The organism is Bradyrhizobium sp. USDA 4451 (genome assembly GCF_054822585.1).
In genome coordinates this window covers 6,538,314-6,551,765 of sequence record NZ_JBTRCH010000001.1, presented here as the reverse complement: position 1 = coordinate 6,551,765, position 13,452 = coordinate 6,538,314, and the positions used below count along the sequence as shown (strand labels likewise).

15 protein-coding genes are annotated in these 13,452 nt (G+C 64.8%); 8 read left to right on the top strand and 7 right to left on the bottom strand.

Features of this window, described 5'->3' with window-relative positions; all coding sequences use genetic code 11:
* Nucleotides 1-5 precede the first annotated feature (5 nt).
* Nucleotides 6-887 (bottom strand): helix-turn-helix transcriptional regulator, encoded by an 882-nt coding sequence (locus ACVMB0_RS30545; RefSeq protein ID WP_461348593.1) that lies wholly within the window; start codon nucleotides 885-887, stop codon nucleotides 6-8.
* A 184-nt stretch (nucleotides 888-1,071) separates the two neighbouring features.
* On the opposite strand from ACVMB0_RS30545, the gene ACVMB0_RS30540 reads away from it, so the two are divergent.
* The gene (locus tag ACVMB0_RS30540; RefSeq protein WP_461348592.1) at nucleotides 1,072-1,404 is read left to right on the top strand and encodes an antibiotic biosynthesis monooxygenase family protein; all 333 of its coding nucleotides are present in this window, start codon (nucleotides 1,072-1,074) and stop codon (nucleotides 1,402-1,404) included.
* Nucleotides 1,355-1,756, top strand: a complete 402-nt coding sequence (locus ACVMB0_RS30535; protein ID WP_461348591.1) for a YciI family protein — start codon at nucleotides 1,355-1,357, stop codon at nucleotides 1,754-1,756. The genes ACVMB0_RS30540 and ACVMB0_RS30535 overlap by 50 nt, the downstream gene beginning before the upstream one ends.
* 32 nt (nucleotides 1,757-1,788) lie before the next feature.
* Here the strand turns inward: ACVMB0_RS30535 and ACVMB0_RS30530 are convergent, their stop codons facing one another.
* Both ACVMB0_RS30530 and ACVMB0_RS30525 read right to left on the bottom strand, forming a co-directional pair.
* Nucleotides 1,789-2,589: a sterol desaturase family protein gene (locus ACVMB0_RS30530; protein ID WP_461348590.1), complete on the bottom strand. Its 801-nt coding sequence runs from the start codon at nucleotides 2,587-2,589 to the stop codon at nucleotides 1,789-1,791.
* 171 nt (nucleotides 2,590-2,760) lie between these two features.
* Nucleotides 2,761-3,690: a LysR family transcriptional regulator gene (locus ACVMB0_RS30525; protein ID WP_461349738.1), complete on the bottom strand. Its 930-nt coding sequence runs from the start codon at nucleotides 3,688-3,690 to the stop codon at nucleotides 2,761-2,763.
* 118 nt (nucleotides 3,691-3,808) lie between these two features.
* Here ACVMB0_RS30525 and ACVMB0_RS30520 point away from each other — a divergent pair, with 118 nt between their 5' ends.
* The 3 genes from ACVMB0_RS30520 (at nucleotide 3,809) to ACVMB0_RS30510 (ending at nucleotide 7,783) form a co-directional block, all read left to right on the top strand.
* Nucleotides 3,809-5,164, top strand: a complete 1,356-nt coding sequence (locus tag ACVMB0_RS30520) for an MFS transporter (RefSeq protein ID WP_461348589.1) — start codon at nucleotides 3,809-3,811, stop codon at nucleotides 5,162-5,164.
* A gap of 32 nt (nucleotides 5,165-5,196) precedes the next feature.
* The gene (locus ACVMB0_RS30515) at nucleotides 5,197-6,441 is read left to right on the top strand and encodes a metal-dependent hydrolase family protein (RefSeq protein WP_461348588.1); all 1,245 of its coding nucleotides are present in this window, start codon (nucleotides 5,197-5,199) and stop codon (nucleotides 6,439-6,441) included.
* Nucleotides 6,442-6,595: 154 nt separating this feature from the next.
* Nucleotides 6,596-7,783: an adenylate/guanylate cyclase domain-containing protein gene (locus tag ACVMB0_RS30510; RefSeq protein WP_461348587.1), complete on the top strand. Its 1,188-nt coding sequence runs from the start codon at nucleotides 6,596-6,598 to the stop codon at nucleotides 7,781-7,783.
* A gap of 10 nt (nucleotides 7,784-7,793) precedes the next feature.
* Here ACVMB0_RS30510 and ACVMB0_RS30505 read toward each other — a convergent pair whose 3' ends face one another.
* On the bottom strand, nucleotides 7,794-9,107 hold the full coding sequence (locus ACVMB0_RS30505) for a chloride channel protein (protein WP_461348586.1): 1,314 nt from the start codon (nucleotides 9,105-9,107) through the stop codon (nucleotides 7,794-7,796).
* A gap of 943 nt (nucleotides 9,108-10,050) precedes the next feature.
* Complete coding sequence (locus ACVMB0_RS30500) at nucleotides 10,051-10,428, bottom strand: NUDIX hydrolase (RefSeq protein WP_461348585.1); 378 nt, start codon at nucleotides 10,426-10,428, stop codon at nucleotides 10,051-10,053.
* Between the two features lie 376 nt (nucleotides 10,429-10,804).
* Here ACVMB0_RS30500 and ACVMB0_RS30495 point away from each other — a divergent pair, with 376 nt between their 5' ends.
* On the top strand, nucleotides 10,805-11,101 hold the full coding sequence (locus ACVMB0_RS30495) for a hypothetical protein (RefSeq protein ID WP_456754128.1): 297 nt from the start codon (nucleotides 10,805-10,807) through the stop codon (nucleotides 11,099-11,101).
* Nucleotides 11,102-11,256: 155 nt separating this feature from the next.
* Nucleotides 11,257-11,484: a hypothetical protein gene (locus tag ACVMB0_RS30490; RefSeq protein WP_456754129.1), complete on the top strand. Its 228-nt coding sequence runs from the start codon at nucleotides 11,257-11,259 to the stop codon at nucleotides 11,482-11,484.
* 61 nt (nucleotides 11,485-11,545) lie between these two features.
* Here ACVMB0_RS30490 and ACVMB0_RS30485 read toward each other — a convergent pair whose 3' ends face one another.
* Together ACVMB0_RS30485 and ACVMB0_RS30480 are read right to left on the bottom strand one after the other, a co-directional pair.
* A complete protein-coding gene (locus ACVMB0_RS30485) occupies nucleotides 11,546-11,932 on the bottom strand; it encodes a VOC family protein (RefSeq protein ID WP_461348584.1) in 387 nt (128 codons plus the stop codon).
* Between the two features lie 34 nt (nucleotides 11,933-11,966).
* Nucleotides 11,967-12,302 (bottom strand): MerR family transcriptional regulator, encoded by a 336-nt coding sequence (locus tag ACVMB0_RS30480; protein ID WP_456754131.1) that lies wholly within the window; start codon nucleotides 12,300-12,302, stop codon nucleotides 11,967-11,969.
* 348 nt (nucleotides 12,303-12,650) lie between these two features.
* Here ACVMB0_RS30480 and ACVMB0_RS30475 point away from each other — a divergent pair, with 348 nt between their 5' ends.
* On the top strand, nucleotides 12,651-13,400 hold the full coding sequence (locus ACVMB0_RS30475) for a lytic murein transglycosylase (protein WP_430649905.1): 750 nt from the start codon (nucleotides 12,651-12,653) through the stop codon (nucleotides 13,398-13,400).
* Nucleotides 13,401-13,452 lie beyond the last annotated feature (52 nt).

Sequence of the window (13,452 nt, the reverse complement as noted above, 5' to 3'; positions counted from 1 at the left end):
CACGCCTATCTCGGATGCAGCCGCGCCGTTGTATTGGCAAAAATTGCGGGTTCGTCATGTCGGCCCGCGGCGCGGGCGTATTGCCGGGGCGTGATGCCGTAGCAGCGCTTGAAATGATGGGTGAAGGCCGCCTGGTCGTAGAAGCCGCACACGATCGCGGTATGGGCGATGGCATCGCCCCTCGCGAGGTGATCGCAGGCGCGCGCCAGGCGGATCTGGGTCAGATAGGCGTGCGGCGTCAATGATACCGTCCGCTTGAACAGGCCGATCAGCTGAAACGGCGTCAGCCCGACCTGGTCCGCCAGATCGTCGAGCGTCAGGTGCTCGCCATAGCGATCCTGCATAATCGCATCGACCGATGCGAGCAGGCTTCGATCCTTCGGCGCTGCAGGCGGCGGCGGATTGCCGTCGGCGTGGCGCTCGAACAGCGTCGCGAACCCCTCCAGGAACAGCTCGCGCATGCGGAGGCGGTCGGTGCCGCGTTCGAGTTCGCCGTGCAATCGCAGCAAGCGGCCGATCAGGTCCGCGTCGCCGAACTCGTTGCGGCAGAAATAGCCGGGCCGGTCAGTGCCGAGCCCGCGGGTGAGATCGTCGATCGCGCGCTTCGGCACGTAAAATGCGCGATAGCGCCATTCGCTGCTGCGGCCCATCCAGCCCGAATGAGGTTCGCCGGGATTGAAGACCAGCAATTTGGAGGTCTGGGCGCGGCCGACCACGCCGCGGCTCTTGATCTCGGCGCCGCCGGATTCGGTTGCGGCCACCACGAAGCCGTCGTGAACGTGAGGTGCGAATTCCTGGGTCGTGAAATCGGCGCACATCAGCGACAGGCCGGGCATCGCCGGGTCGTTCCAGTAGCGCGCGGTATTGTGGGGATCGGGGCGGGCCATGGCCGATGCTCGCTTTGAGCCCGGGATCGGGCGCTGTCTCGACGCTCCGGCAAATACTTGCCGGAGTCAACTATCTTGTCGATCCAGCTCAATGCAATTTTTGCCAATACGCGCGGCGCGGCGGCACCCTAGTCTCGCACGTAAGGCCGGAGATCAGGGCGCGGTTCGAAGGAGAGAGCTAGCAATGATCGCACGATTGTGGTGTGGCCGCGCCGATGCGCGAGATGCGCCTGACTATCTGAGGCACGTCGCCGAAACGGTGTTCCCACAGCTGCAGCAGATACGCGGATATCGCGGCGCCGAGCTATTGAACCGGACGGTCGGCGACAAGGTCGAGTTTCTGGCCGTGACCTACTGGGCATCAGCTGACGACATCAAGCAGTTCGCCGGAAGCAATATCGATGTCGCCAAGATCGAGCCGCGCGCGCACGAGCTTTTGTCTGACTACGATTCCTTTGCGCGGCATTATGAGCTCGTCCATCGCGCCGGCGATCCTGGCCGGGCAACCGGTGAATGACCTTGCCGGGCAAAGGCTGAACGGCTCTGAGGAAAGGAGATTCATCGTGCAATTTCTCGTGCTGGCCCATGACGGGACCGACAAGGACGCCAAGGCCCGCCGCCTCGCGGTGCGCCCGGCGCACCTTGCGGGCATCAAGCCGATGGTCGAGTGCGGCGAGCTGCGCGCGGCCGGTGCCATCCTCGACGCCGCCGGCGACATGATCGGGTCGGTTATTCTTGCGGAGTTTCCGTCTCGTGCGGATCTCGACGCGTGGCTGGCCCGCGAGCCCTATGTCACGGAGAACGTCTGGCACACCGTCGAGATACGGCCATTCCGGCTTGCCGTGCTCGACGGCAGGATCACGCCGTGAAGCGGCGCGCGTGAACCGATCCCATTCCTTGCCTAGGTGCCCGCCGGATCGTCGCGCTTTTGCTTTCCGGCCCATGCCATGAACGGGTAAGCCAGAAGAGCCAGATAACCCGAAGGCATCGGATGATCGACGCCGAACGTCTGCGGCTTCTGGCCTTTCGGGAGATGGATGCTTCCAAACAACACATCGTAGAACGAGAACAGTCCGGCGAAATTCTTGTCTCTGGCTTGCTGTTCGCTGCTGTGGTGCCAGTGGTGGAATTCCGGCGACACCAGCACGTGGCGCAGAGGTCCGTAGCTCAGGCGCACATTGGCGTGCGCGAGCCACGCCTGCCAGGAATAGATGAGAACGTAACTCCCGATCGCTTCCACGGAGAAACCGAGCGCGAACAGCGGAAAAAGCGAACCGGCCTTCATGAAGATCACATCGAGCGGGTGCTGGTGAACCGCAGCGAGCCAGTCCAGTTCTTCGACAGCGTGATGCACGGAATGAATCTGCCACATCGCGGGCACGGCATGCAGGATGCGGTGTGTCCAGTAGACGCCGAGATCCCCGATCAGGAGCGCAAGAAGCACTTGAACCAGATAGGGAAGGTCGGCAACCGCCTGCTTCACCGCCGAAGGCACAATCAATTGATTCACCAGCGTGGCCACGGCGACGACGACGATCACGCCGACCAGCACCAGCCACCCGTTGAGAAACAGGAAGCCCATATCGGTCAGCAGACCGCGCCTGAAGATCTTCTGAGGCCGCGCACTGAACAGTCGCTCAAGCGGCAGGAAGATCAAAAGTACCAGCAACAGAAGCTGATATTGTTTCAATAACTCGTGCATTCAAATGGCCACCTGAAATGGCGGCAGCCTACCACCCGGGCCCCGGATACCGTCAATCGGAAAGCGGGCCCAAGAAGAATTCGGGCCGCAAGAGCGTTAATCGGCATCCCCGTGTCGTTACGGGGATGAAGGATGGCCGCGAGCCCGGCTGGTTCGCCGCTCACTCCAGCCTCACTCCATCCGCGCGAACAACTCCACCAGCGTCTCGCGCAGCCAGCGCTGCGCGGGAACCGTGTCGTTGCGCTGGTGCCAGAACAGGCTGACGATGCGCGGCGGTGCCGGCAGCGGCACCGGCATCGCGTGCAGATACGGCGCGTGGCGGGACTGTGCGCTGAGATCGCGCGGCAGCACGGCGATCAGGTCGGACTGCCGCACGATCTCGTAGGCGGCATTGTAGTGATTGACTGTCGTGACCAGGTTGCGCGACAGCCCGCGCGAGGCGAGGAACTGATCGTAGGTCGGCAGCGTCTTGCCAGCGAGGCTGACATCGACATGCTTGGCGTTGAGGAAGCTGCGGGCATTGAGCCGCTTCCTGTTCGCGAGCGGATGGTCCCGCCGCATCATGCAGGCATACTCCACGGTCCACAGCGAGCGTGAGCGGATCGCGGCCGGCGGCTGCTGCGCCTCGTTGACATAGACGCTCAGCACGCAATCGACCCGGTTGTCCTCGAGCCGGTCGCCGATCTCGAGGATGGTGTTGGGCAGCGTGTGGATGCGCGCGGAAGGCGCCAATTCACCGAACCGATTGAGCAGCCGCGGCATCACCAGCGAGGACACATAATCCGACATCGACAGGCTGAATTCGGCCTCGGTGCGCCGCGGATCGAAGGCGTCCTCGTCGAGCGCGTGGCGGACGTGCTCCAGCGCATCGCCGATCGGCTGCCACAGCGCCACCGCGCGCTGCGTCGGGCGGATGCCGCTCGCCGTGCGCACGAACAGGGGATCGCCGAGCGCGTCGCGCAGCCTCGCCAGCGCGTTGCTGACCGCGGGCTGGGTCATCGTCAGCGCGCTCGCGGCGCGCGTCACGCTGCCCTCGGTCATCAGCGCCTCGAAGACTTTCAGCAGGTTGAGGTCGAGGGTGCGGAAGGACACGGCAAATATTCACAGTGGTGATGTACTAGATAACGATTATAAATTATTCCCATAATATTGATTTGTCTATCATTCCGCTCGCCGACCCCGTGGCGCGTGCCGACCGCGGAGGCGGAGGGGGCTTTTCATGTCGATGATCTCGGCGCGCATCGAGCGCCTGCCGTTCGCGCGTTTCCATGTGCACCTGCTGCTGATGGGTGGCCTCGGCTATCTGTTCGACGCGATGGATGCCGCGGTGCTGGCGTTCATCCTGCCGGTGCTGCGCACGGCCTGGGGGCTGACCAATGTCGAGACCGGCGTGCTCGGCAGCAGCACCTTCGTCGGCTACCTGTTCGGCGCGCTGCTGGCGGGAACGCTCGGCGACCTGATCGGCCGCCGCGCGGTGATGATGTCGGCGCTCGCGCTCTACAGCGCGGCCTCGCTGGTCAGCGCGGCGGTGGACAGCTGGCCGGCGTTCTTTGCGGCGCGCGTCGTCGCCGGCATGGGCACTGGCGCCGAGAGTGCGATCATCGCGCCGTACCTCGCCGAGTTCGTGGCGCGGCGCTACCGCGGCGCCTTCACCGGCGCGCTGGCGGGCTTCTTCTCGTTCGGCTTCGTCGCCGCTGCCTTGCTCGGCTATTTCATCGTACCGGCCTATGAGAACGGCTGGCGCATCGTGCTCGTCATCACCGCGGTGCCGGTCGTGATGCTGCTGTGGTGGCGGAGATCGCTGCCGGAATCGCCGCGCTGGCTGGAAAGCCGGGGCAGGGCCAAGCAAGCCGAAGCGGTGCTCGACAGGATCGAGGCCGGCTTCGTACGCGAAGGCCGCGTGCTGGCGCTGCCGGTCGCCGAGCCGGCTGCACCTGCCGTCTCGTCGGGAACGCTCTTGAGCAATTTCGCCGCGCTGTTGGCCGGCCGCCAAGCGCGCATCACCACCATGACCTGGATCATGTGGCTGTCGATCACCTTCAGCTACTATTCTTTCTTCGTCTGGATTCCCGGCCTGCTGGTCCAGAACGGCATGAGCATCACCAAGAGCTTTGGCTATTCGCTGGCGATGTATTGCGCGCAGGTGCCGGGCTATTTCACCGCCGCCTTCTTCAACGAGCGGATCGGGCGGCAGGCGACGATCGCGACCTATATGCTGCTCGGCGGCATCAGCGCGCTCGGGCTCGCCTTTGCCAAGAGCGATGCGGAGATCATGACGGCCGGGCTGCTGCTGTCGTTCTTCATGAACGGCACCTATGCCGGCGTCTATGCCTACACCGCGGAGGTGTTCCCCACATCGATCCGGACCACGGGGGCAGGGCTCGCATCCGCGATCGGCCGCATCGGCGCGATCGCAGCACCGATCCTGGTCGGCTACCTCTATCCGAATTTCGGCTTTGCCGGTGTGTTCGGCGTCACCACGAGCGTGCTGTTGATCGGCGCGCTGACCGTCGTGCTGATGGGCGTGCCGACCCGCAACCGTTCGCTGGAAGACATCGCAAGCGAAGCTGCGTGATCACGCTGGCAGCGCGCTGACAGGAGACCTTCATGACAAATATCCTCTTCAAGAATGCCGCGCTGCTCGATCCGCTGCGCTCCGACCTGCTCGAAGGACATCACGTGCTGGTCGAGGATCGTCTGATCAAGGAGGTCTCCGACCGTCCGATCGAGGCGTCGGCCGATCGCGTCATCGACCTCAGGGGCAAGACCCTGATGCCCGGCCTGATCGATCTGCATGTGCATGCGGTTGCGGTCGAGCTCGATCTGTCGCAGCAGGCGCGGATGGCCAACGTGCTGGTGACGCTGCGCTCGACCATGCTGCTGCGGGGCATGCTGAAGCGCGGCTTCACCACCGTCCGCGATGCCGGCGGTGCCGGCTATGCGCTGAAGCAGGCGATCGACACCGGTCTGACCGATGGTCCGCGGCTGTTCGTCTCCGGCCGCGCGTTGAGCCAGACCGGTGGGCATGGCGACGGGCGCGCTCGCTCGGATTATCTGGCCGATCCGACCTGCTCCTGCTGCGTGCGGGTCGGAGCCATCGCGCGCGTCGTCGACGGCGTCGATGCGGTGCGCAAGGCGGTGCGCGAGGAGCTGCAGATGGGCGCCGACCAGATCAAGATCATGGCCTCCGGCGGCGTCGCCTCGCCGACCGATCCGATCGGTGCCTATGGTTATTCGGAGGACGAGATCCGCGCCATCGTTGCGGAGGCGAAGGCGCGGCACACCTATGTGCTGGCGCACGCCTACACCGCGGAGGCGATCGAGCGCGCCATCCGCTGCGGCGTGCGCACCATCGAGCACGGCAATCTGGTCGACCTGCCGACCGCGCGGCTGATGGCCGAGCAGGGCGCCTATGCGGTGCCGACGCTTGTCACCTACGAGGCGTTGGCCAATGAGGGCGCGAAGTACGGCCTGCCGGCGGCGAGCGTCGCCAAGATCGCCGAGGTGCGCGATGCCGGCCTGCGCTCGCTCGCGATCTACCGCGAGGCCGGCGTCAAGATGGGTTACGGCTCTGATCTGCTCGGACCGTCGCAGCGTTTGCAGAGCGACGAGTTCCGGATCCGCGCCGAACTGCTCGGCCCGCAGGCGGTGATCGCCAGCGCGACCATGATCGGCGCCGAGGTGCTCGGCATGGAAGGCAAGCTCGGCCGGATCGCGCCGGAGGCGTTCGCCGATCTGCTGGTGGTGGAGGGCAATCCGCTGCGCGATGTGTCGTGCCTGCTCGGCCAGGGCGAGCACATCCCGCTGGTCATGAAGGCCGGCAAAGCCGAGGTCGACCGGTTGGTCGGGTAGGGCAGGCTCGCCGGCCCAGCGCTCCCGTCATCAGCGCGTCACGCGGCGCACGGCTGTGCCGATTTCGCACGATCACGATGCCGCTGGCAGCGTTGACGTTGCCGCGGGGAAGCACGACATATCGGCCTGCCAACCCGCCGCTCCGGAGCCAGCCATGAACGCGCCCAACATCGATTCCGTCACGCCGCAGTCCGACGGCGACGTTGTGGCCTGGCTGACCAACGAGACCCGCGACCAGCGCTTCATCGACAACATCTTCGCCGAGCTGTGCATCCGGTTGCAGAACACGGGCGTTCCGATCAAGCGGGCGACGATGAATCTCCTGATCCAGCATCCGCAATGGCTCGGCGCCCGGATCATCTGGACCGACGGCAAGCGCGAGGCCGAGATCTCGCGGGTCGACTACGAGGTCAGGGAGCGCTCGGAATATATCGGCAGCTCCGTCTACGAAATCCAGGAGGGCGCCGCGGAAGTCCGCGAGCGGCTCGAGGCGCCCGGCCGGCAGCACGCGCTCTACGACGAGATGCGGGCGCAGGGCCTGACCGACTATGTGGCGTGGCCGCTGCTGCATACGCTCGGCAAGCGCCATGTCGTGACGTTTGCGACGGACCGTCCCGGCGGCTTCGATGATGCCCACGTCGCCCGCCTGAAGCAGGTGCTGCCGGTGCTGGCGCTGGTCAGCGAGATCCGGATGAAGAACCGCCTGGCGCGGACGCTGCTCGAGACCTATGTCGGCACCCATGCCGGCGAGATGATCCTGGCCGGCGCGACGCGGCGCGGCAGCGGCACCACGGTGCGCGCCGCGATCATGATCTGCGACCTCAGGGATTTCACCCGGATCTCGGATAGCTGGCCGCGCGACGACGTGATCGATCTCTTGAACGACTATTTCGACGCGATGTCGGAGCCGATCGCCCGGCATGGCGGCGAGATCCTGAAATTCATCGGCGACGGGCTGCTCGCGATCTTCCCGCTCAGCGACCCCAACGCCTGCGCCAACCTGCTGCGCGCGGTGTCGGAGGCACGGGTGGCGATGGCGGAGCTCAGCGAAAAGAACAGCATGATGGGCCGGGCGCCGATGAACTACGGCATCGGCGTCCATGTCGGCGACGTCATGTACGGCAATATCGGATCGCGCAGCCGGCTCGACTTCACCGTCATCGGTCCTGCGGTCAACATGGCGTCGCGTCTGGAAGCCCTGACCAAGCAGTTGAAAAGGAACGTGCTGCTGTCGCGCGCCTTCGCCGATCTTGTCGAGCATGATTTCGCGCTCGAACACGTCGGCGAGCATGCGGTGCGTGGCTTCAGCGAGCCGATCGAGCTGTTTGCCTATAACGGCTGAGACGGAGACATCAGGCCGGCGTCGTGTTTTGCGCCGGCGTGGCCCGCGCAATGAACCCCCTGGCGAGGGCGTGATAGACGCCTTCCTTGCAGATCAGCTTCGAACTCGCATGGGCGATCAGGGCCGCGGCCATCAAAGGGACGACCATCGCGTGATTGTCGGTCATCTCGGTGACGATCACGAAGGCCGTAATCGGGGCCTGAACCACGCCGGCGAAATACGAGACCATGCCGAGCAGCATGATGGCCGGCAGCGGCGCACCGTGAAACAGCGACGCGATGTTGGAGCCTATTCCGGCGCCGACCGCGAGCGAGGGCGCGAAGATGCCGCCCGGCATGCCGCTGATCGAGGCAAAGATCGTCGCGAGGAATTTCCACACGCTGAAGCACGCCGGCAGTTGCGAGCCGGCCTCGAGTGCGGCTTTGACCTGCTGATATCCGGTGCCGTAGATCGCACCGTCCGACGCGATCCCGCAAATCGCCGCGGCCAATCCGCAGATCGCGGCAAAGCCGACCGGGTAGCGCTTGATCGCGCGCCCGACCGGATTGGCGAATCCGCGCGCCATTGCGATCAGGATGCGGCTGAACAGGCCGCCGGCCAGACCTCCGGCCACGCCGCAGAGCGGCACCGCGAGCCAGTCGATGCCGTTGCGCAACATGGTCGCGCTGGTGCCGAAATACGTGTAGTTGCCCATCAGCGCGAGCGAGGTCAGGCCAGCCGCGATCACCGCGCCGATGATCAGGCTGGAGGTTCGCGTCTCGAAGGCGCGGCTCATCTCCTCGATGCCGAACACGATGCCGGCGAGCGGCGTGTTGAAGGCTGCCGCGACACCGGCGGCCGCGCCGGCCAGGATCAGGCCGGGCTGGCGGCGGGGCGAGAAGCGGCCGAGCGCGAACATGATCGACGCGCCGATCTGCACCGTCGGTCCCTCGCGTCCGACCGAGGCGCCGCAGAGCAGGCCGAGCAGGGTCAGCAGGATCTTGCCGATCGCAATGCGCAGCGAAACCAGGTTTTCGCGCGCGGTCTGGTCGGTCAGGTTGCGCGCGGCGATCGCCTGCGGGATGCCGCTGCCTTGCGCGTTCTGAAAGAAGCGGTTGGTCAGGAAGACCGAGAGGGCGAAGCCTGCGGGCGTCAGCACCAGCGCGGCATAACGGAGATGCGAGACCAGCGCGGAGAAGGCGGCCTGCGCGAGGTCGGCGAGCTGCGCGAGCGCGACCGCCGCCGCACCGACCGCGATGCCGCCCAGCAGGAAGATGGCGCGGCGCTGCCAGCGCGCGGAGACAATTTTGAATAGCCGCCTGTGGCGGTTGGAGGGAAAGCTCATTCCAACAATATTCTGGCTGACGACGTGGTCCGGTATGGACTGATCGCGCCCTTCCTAGCACGCGTCGGTGGTGTGCGAAGCTCAAGAAATCAGCAAGTCGTGCCGAGCGGTCGTGCTGTTCGGCGACCTTCAGCAAGCTGGTGCGTGACTTTTGATATCTGAACGATTCCGCCCTGGCGCGTGTCTTGACGGCGTGATCCCGCGTTGAGGCATGAAGCCGCAGGACTGCAGGACAGGGAAAAAGTGGCACAAACTGCACTTTCCGTGGTTCCCGCGGAGGCATAGCCTACGCGTCCTAATTGAAGGGCGCATGTCATGTCCGAAATTATTTTCCGAGCGGGCATCGTCGTATTGGGACTTTGGCCGATCGCAATGGTTGCCGTTGCCCTTTTGATTTGATGGACGTCCCAACTGGCCCGACCGCGCCACCCGGGCCGGTAGAAGGCCCCAGCACCCCGCCTCCCAGGCCCCCAAACGGTGCTGGGGCCAATCAACAATAAGGCCGCTGGTTGGCGGCCTTATTGTTGAGTAGGGCGAGTATCCTCGATGAGGGAATGGGTGTTGTCGCCGGCATTGATGCCGCCAGAATAACGCGAGTGTTGAATCGAAAAGGGCCGTCGCCTGGGCGGCCCTTTTCTGCCGGTAGCAATGGATCTGTAAAACTCAGCCGTGAAAAAATGCTCTGCAAAGAATGGCAATGCCGGCAGGGTTTGTATTACGGCCGTCCTGTCTCTGCAGAAATCCGGATCAGTACGGTGTTCCGTTGGTGGAACAGCGGTCTGCGAGACGTGCCCGACGATCGTAGTCGCGCTATATCGCATGCGGGCGTTGAGATCCGCGCAGCGGTACATCAGGTCGCCTGATGTCGCCGCACTTCCCCGAGCGTCATGTTAAGCATCATGATCTGTTCGGCCGCGAGTTGCCGCTATCGCGGCCGGTGCTGCTATCGTGGAAACAGCCGATCGCGGATGTAGCGCGAGGTCGCCGTCATGCGAAGTCCCCGCGGCTTGTGCCAGGCGGCGCGGTCGATCTCCTTCTTGTCGCCGATCGCCAGCCGTCCCTTGGCGTTCTTGGCGATGAAGATCGCATCGCTCATCCTGCGGCCGGAGCGCTTGTTCTTGGCCGTGACTTCCTTCCAAAGGCTGAGCCGGCCGAGTTTGAGCTTCGGCAGCTCTTCCTTGATCTCGCGCTTCAGACAGTCCTTGCCGGTCTCGCGCGCGCGCCTGCGGCCGCCGGGGAACATCCACAGCCCGTCAGATCGGCGTCGAACCAGAAGAACTTTGCCGCGCTTCGCGGCAACCAGCTTGGAGGACTTGGTCATGGACTGCGCAATGATAGAAACAGAATCGAATCCATTCTAACTTGTCTACCAGACTAGACAAGTTCGCTGACATATCGTTCCACAGCCATGTGTCGGCTGTTTGTCCGCGTTGCCAACGAATGAGGCCGTCAGCTGTGACGCTCTGTCGCGATGCCTGCTCAGCTTCGCGGTGTTGCTCGCAGTGGGGCGCTCACAATGATCCGGCACGATGTCCGAAGCGTCTCGCTGAATTGGTCAGCACACCGGTTCCTGCGGCAGGAACTGGTCTGCTCGCGTTCGGATGACGATGATCGGTGACGTCTCCGCTTGACTTGACCGCTTGACTCCATGTTCTTGTTTTGTTCTAATTGCCCTCCACCGTGAATAGGAGGTCGTCATGGACAACCGTATCAGCGAAATTCGCAGGCAGATCAGGGCGCTGCGCGTCAGCATGCTCGAGGCCGAAGCCATCATGCGCCAGCAGATCGACCGGGATGAGGACTGCGCTTTCGTCGCCGGCGACCTGCTGAAGATGCGCCTGGTGATGAGCCGTCTGGTCGAGGAGCGGGGCAGGCTCGGCGACCGCGAGCCGATCGTCGTGCATGCAAGCGTTGCCGCGCGCCGGCGCGCCGCGGCACCGATCTTCGTTCGCGCGGCGAAGCGAGAGCTGGTCGCCGGCGAAGCGCGTGCGTGACGACGCGGTCAGGATGCAACAGCTGCGCGCCGAGCTGCGCGCACTCGACTCATCGGTGATTCAGCTCAGGCGGGCCGGGCGCGACAGCGCATCCGCGCAGCTGTTGCTGTCGCGCAAGCGCGCCGAGCTCGATGACGTGATCTGCCGGAGGAAAGATGAGAGAGCCGCTTCGGTATTTCCACGACAGCGATGATCACGCGCCCTGGATCAAGGCGCTGGCCGAGGTCCGGCACATGGCGACGCGGGAAGGCTGGTGCTTTCACCACGTGCAGGCGATCATCGTGGCGATCGACCAATATGCCGAGGCCGCACTCGGCAACCGCGAGTTCTTCCTCAACCGCCCGCAGACCGTTGGTCCGATCAGGCGAGGCGACGTGCCTTAGCGGCGTCTTGCGAGCGGGCAGGGCGGTCGGGCATCTCGATAACCGCCTCTGTGCTGCTGGCTCACGGCAGCACATCGGCCGGATGCTTGTCGCGATGCTCGACATACTCGACGCGCGTCTGGTCCGGATGCACCACCAGCATGTTACGGCCGGTCGGTACCGGCTTGGGCCCGTCCAGGATCTTTGCGCCGACGCCGGGCAGATGTGCGGCGAAGGCGTCGATGTCGTCGACCATGAATGTCAGGTGCGTCGCCGTGAACGGCTTCAGGCTCTGTTCGGTTCCGGCAATGAACAGGATCGAGGCGACCTGCGCGAGCCTCAGGTTATACTCCGGATAGTCGAAGCGAAGCCGCGCCGTCTGGCCGATCAAGGTCTCGTGGAACGTAACGGCCTGATCCAGCTCCTCCAACGGCAGGTAGCGCCTCGCCAGGATGTTGAGTACCTTCATTACCGACCCCTCGCGTCTTCATGTGTTGCGGCGGTCACGATCCGGTCAATCGTCGCGACAAGGCGCGGCGCCGCGTGCGCAGCGTCGCGATCGCACGATCGATCTGGTCGAGCTTGTCCTGCATCACCGCCGAGCAGCTGACGCGCGCACGTCCGCCGCCATCAAGTGCGGCCAGAAGATTGCGAAGCTCCCGAGTCGAGAAGCCCGAGGCGATCAGGTCTCGCACCCAGCCGGCGCGTTCGATCTCCGACGCCGAATAGCTGCGATAGCCGTTCGAAGTCCGGCGCGGCACGATGAGCCCCGCCGCTTCATAATGCCGAAGCGCCCGGGCACTCACGCCAAGATGACGGGCCGCTTCCTGAATCCTCATCGCAATCTCCTGTCGAAGCCCGGCCTAGCACCTTGTCATTAACGTTAATGTCAAGCGCCGTGTTGCCAAGGGCAGTTGCGCGCGGCTCGGCCAGGCCGCGCCGGTCGCCTTCCAGGTGCAGGCCGAAATGCCCGGGTTCGCGTGGTCTGGCCGGGATGGCCAATCCGCCGCGGCCGACATATCGTGACGGTTCGCGGTCGAATCTGAGGCGGATCGTTCATCGCCGGGTCATGTCGATCCGGCCATCGTCGGCGCCGCGACCGCGGGGACGGCGGCACATTTTTTCGGAGGAGGTTTCGGATGATCAGGGGCTGGCAGATTGCGGCGTCGGCGCTCGCCACCGTCGTGATGGTTGCAACGCTGGGCACGGAGGCGAACGCGGCGCAGTGCGGCAACGGGCCCGGCGGGTTCGAAGCCTGGAAGGAGCAATTCGCCGGCGAGGCAAGAGCCAAGGGCGTCGGCGCCACCGCGATCGACGCGCTGATGCAGGCGCATTACGCCAGCGCGACGATCGCCGCGGATCGCGGCCAGCGCAGCTTCGGCCTCTCGCTCGAGCAGTTCATGGCCAAGCGCGGATCTGCGACCATCGTGGCGCGCGGTCGTTCGCTGAAGCAGTCGCAGGCGGCGATGTTCGCCTCGATCCAGCAGCGCTACGGCGTGCCGCCGGGACCGCTGATCGCGATCTGGGGCATGGAGAGCGGCTTCGGCAGCCAGCGCGGCAACCAGAACATGCTGTCGTCGATCGCAACCCTGGCCTATGACTGCCGCCGTCCGGAGTTCTTCACCGAGCAGCTCTATGCCGCGCTGAAGCTGATCGACCGCGGCAGCCTGTCCGGCAGCACCCGCGGCTCGATGCATGGCGAGATCGGCCAGACCCAGTTCATGCCGAAGAACGTGCTGGCCTATGGGGTCGGCAATCTCGACGTCGCCGCCAATGCGCTGGCCTCGACGGCGAACTTCCTGCGCGCCAACGGCTGGCGCGCCGGCGCCGGCTATCAGCCCGGGGAACCCAATTTCGCGGCGATCGAGGCATGGAACGCGGCAGGGGTCTATCAGAAGGCGATCGCCATCATGGGACGGCAGATCGACGGCCAATGAGCGCAGCAAACGCGTTCATTCCAGGTTCCTTCACCCCCTGTTAACGCAACGG

What these genes read in the sequence shown, in the direction of transcription:
- ACVMB0_RS30500 (WP_461348585.1), bottom strand. Translation starts at nt 10,428, where the DNA reads ATGACCAAGTCCTCCAAGCTGGTTGCCGCGAAGCGCGGCAAAGTTCTT.
- ACVMB0_RS30475 (WP_430649905.1), top strand. Translation starts at nt 12,651, where the DNA reads ATGGTTGCAACGCTGGGCACGGAGGCGAACGCGGCGCAGTGCGGCAAC.
- ACVMB0_RS30520 (WP_461348589.1), top strand. Translation starts at nt 3,809, where the DNA reads ATGTCGATGATCTCGGCGCGCATCGAGCGCCTGCCGTTCGCGCGTTTC.
- ACVMB0_RS30485 (WP_461348584.1), bottom strand. Translation starts at nt 11,932, where the DNA reads ATGAAGGTACTCAACATCCTGGCGAGGCGCTACCTGCCGTTGGAGGAG.
- ACVMB0_RS30480 (WP_456754131.1), bottom strand. Translation starts at nt 12,302, where the DNA reads ATGAGGATTCAGGAAGCGGCCCGTCATCTTGGCGTGAGTGCCCGGGCG.
- ACVMB0_RS30490 (WP_456754129.1), top strand. Translation starts at nt 11,257, where the DNA reads ATGAGAGAGCCGCTTCGGTATTTCCACGACAGCGATGATCACGCGCCC.
- ACVMB0_RS30530 (WP_461348590.1), bottom strand. Translation starts at nt 2,589, where the DNA reads ATGCACGAGTTATTGAAACAATATCAGCTTCTGTTGCTGGTACTTTTG.
- ACVMB0_RS30540 (WP_461348592.1), top strand. Translation starts at nt 1,072, where the DNA reads ATGATCGCACGATTGTGGTGTGGCCGCGCCGATGCGCGAGATGCGCCT.
- ACVMB0_RS30495 (WP_456754128.1), top strand. Translation starts at nt 10,805, where the DNA reads ATGGACAACCGTATCAGCGAAATTCGCAGGCAGATCAGGGCGCTGCGC.
- ACVMB0_RS30535 (WP_461348591.1), top strand. Translation starts at nt 1,355, where the DNA reads ATGAGCTCGTCCATCGCGCCGGCGATCCTGGCCGGGCAACCGGTGAAT.
- ACVMB0_RS30505 (WP_461348586.1), bottom strand. Translation starts at nt 9,107, where the DNA reads ATGAGCTTTCCCTCCAACCGCCACAGGCGGCTATTCAAAATTGTCTCC.
- ACVMB0_RS30515 (WP_461348588.1), top strand. Translation starts at nt 5,197, where the DNA reads ATGACAAATATCCTCTTCAAGAATGCCGCGCTGCTCGATCCGCTGCGC.
- ACVMB0_RS30510 (WP_461348587.1), top strand. Translation starts at nt 6,596, where the DNA reads ATGAACGCGCCCAACATCGATTCCGTCACGCCGCAGTCCGACGGCGAC.
- ACVMB0_RS30545 (WP_461348593.1), bottom strand. Translation starts at nt 887, where the DNA reads ATGGCCCGCCCCGATCCCCACAATACCGCGCGCTACTGGAACGACCCG.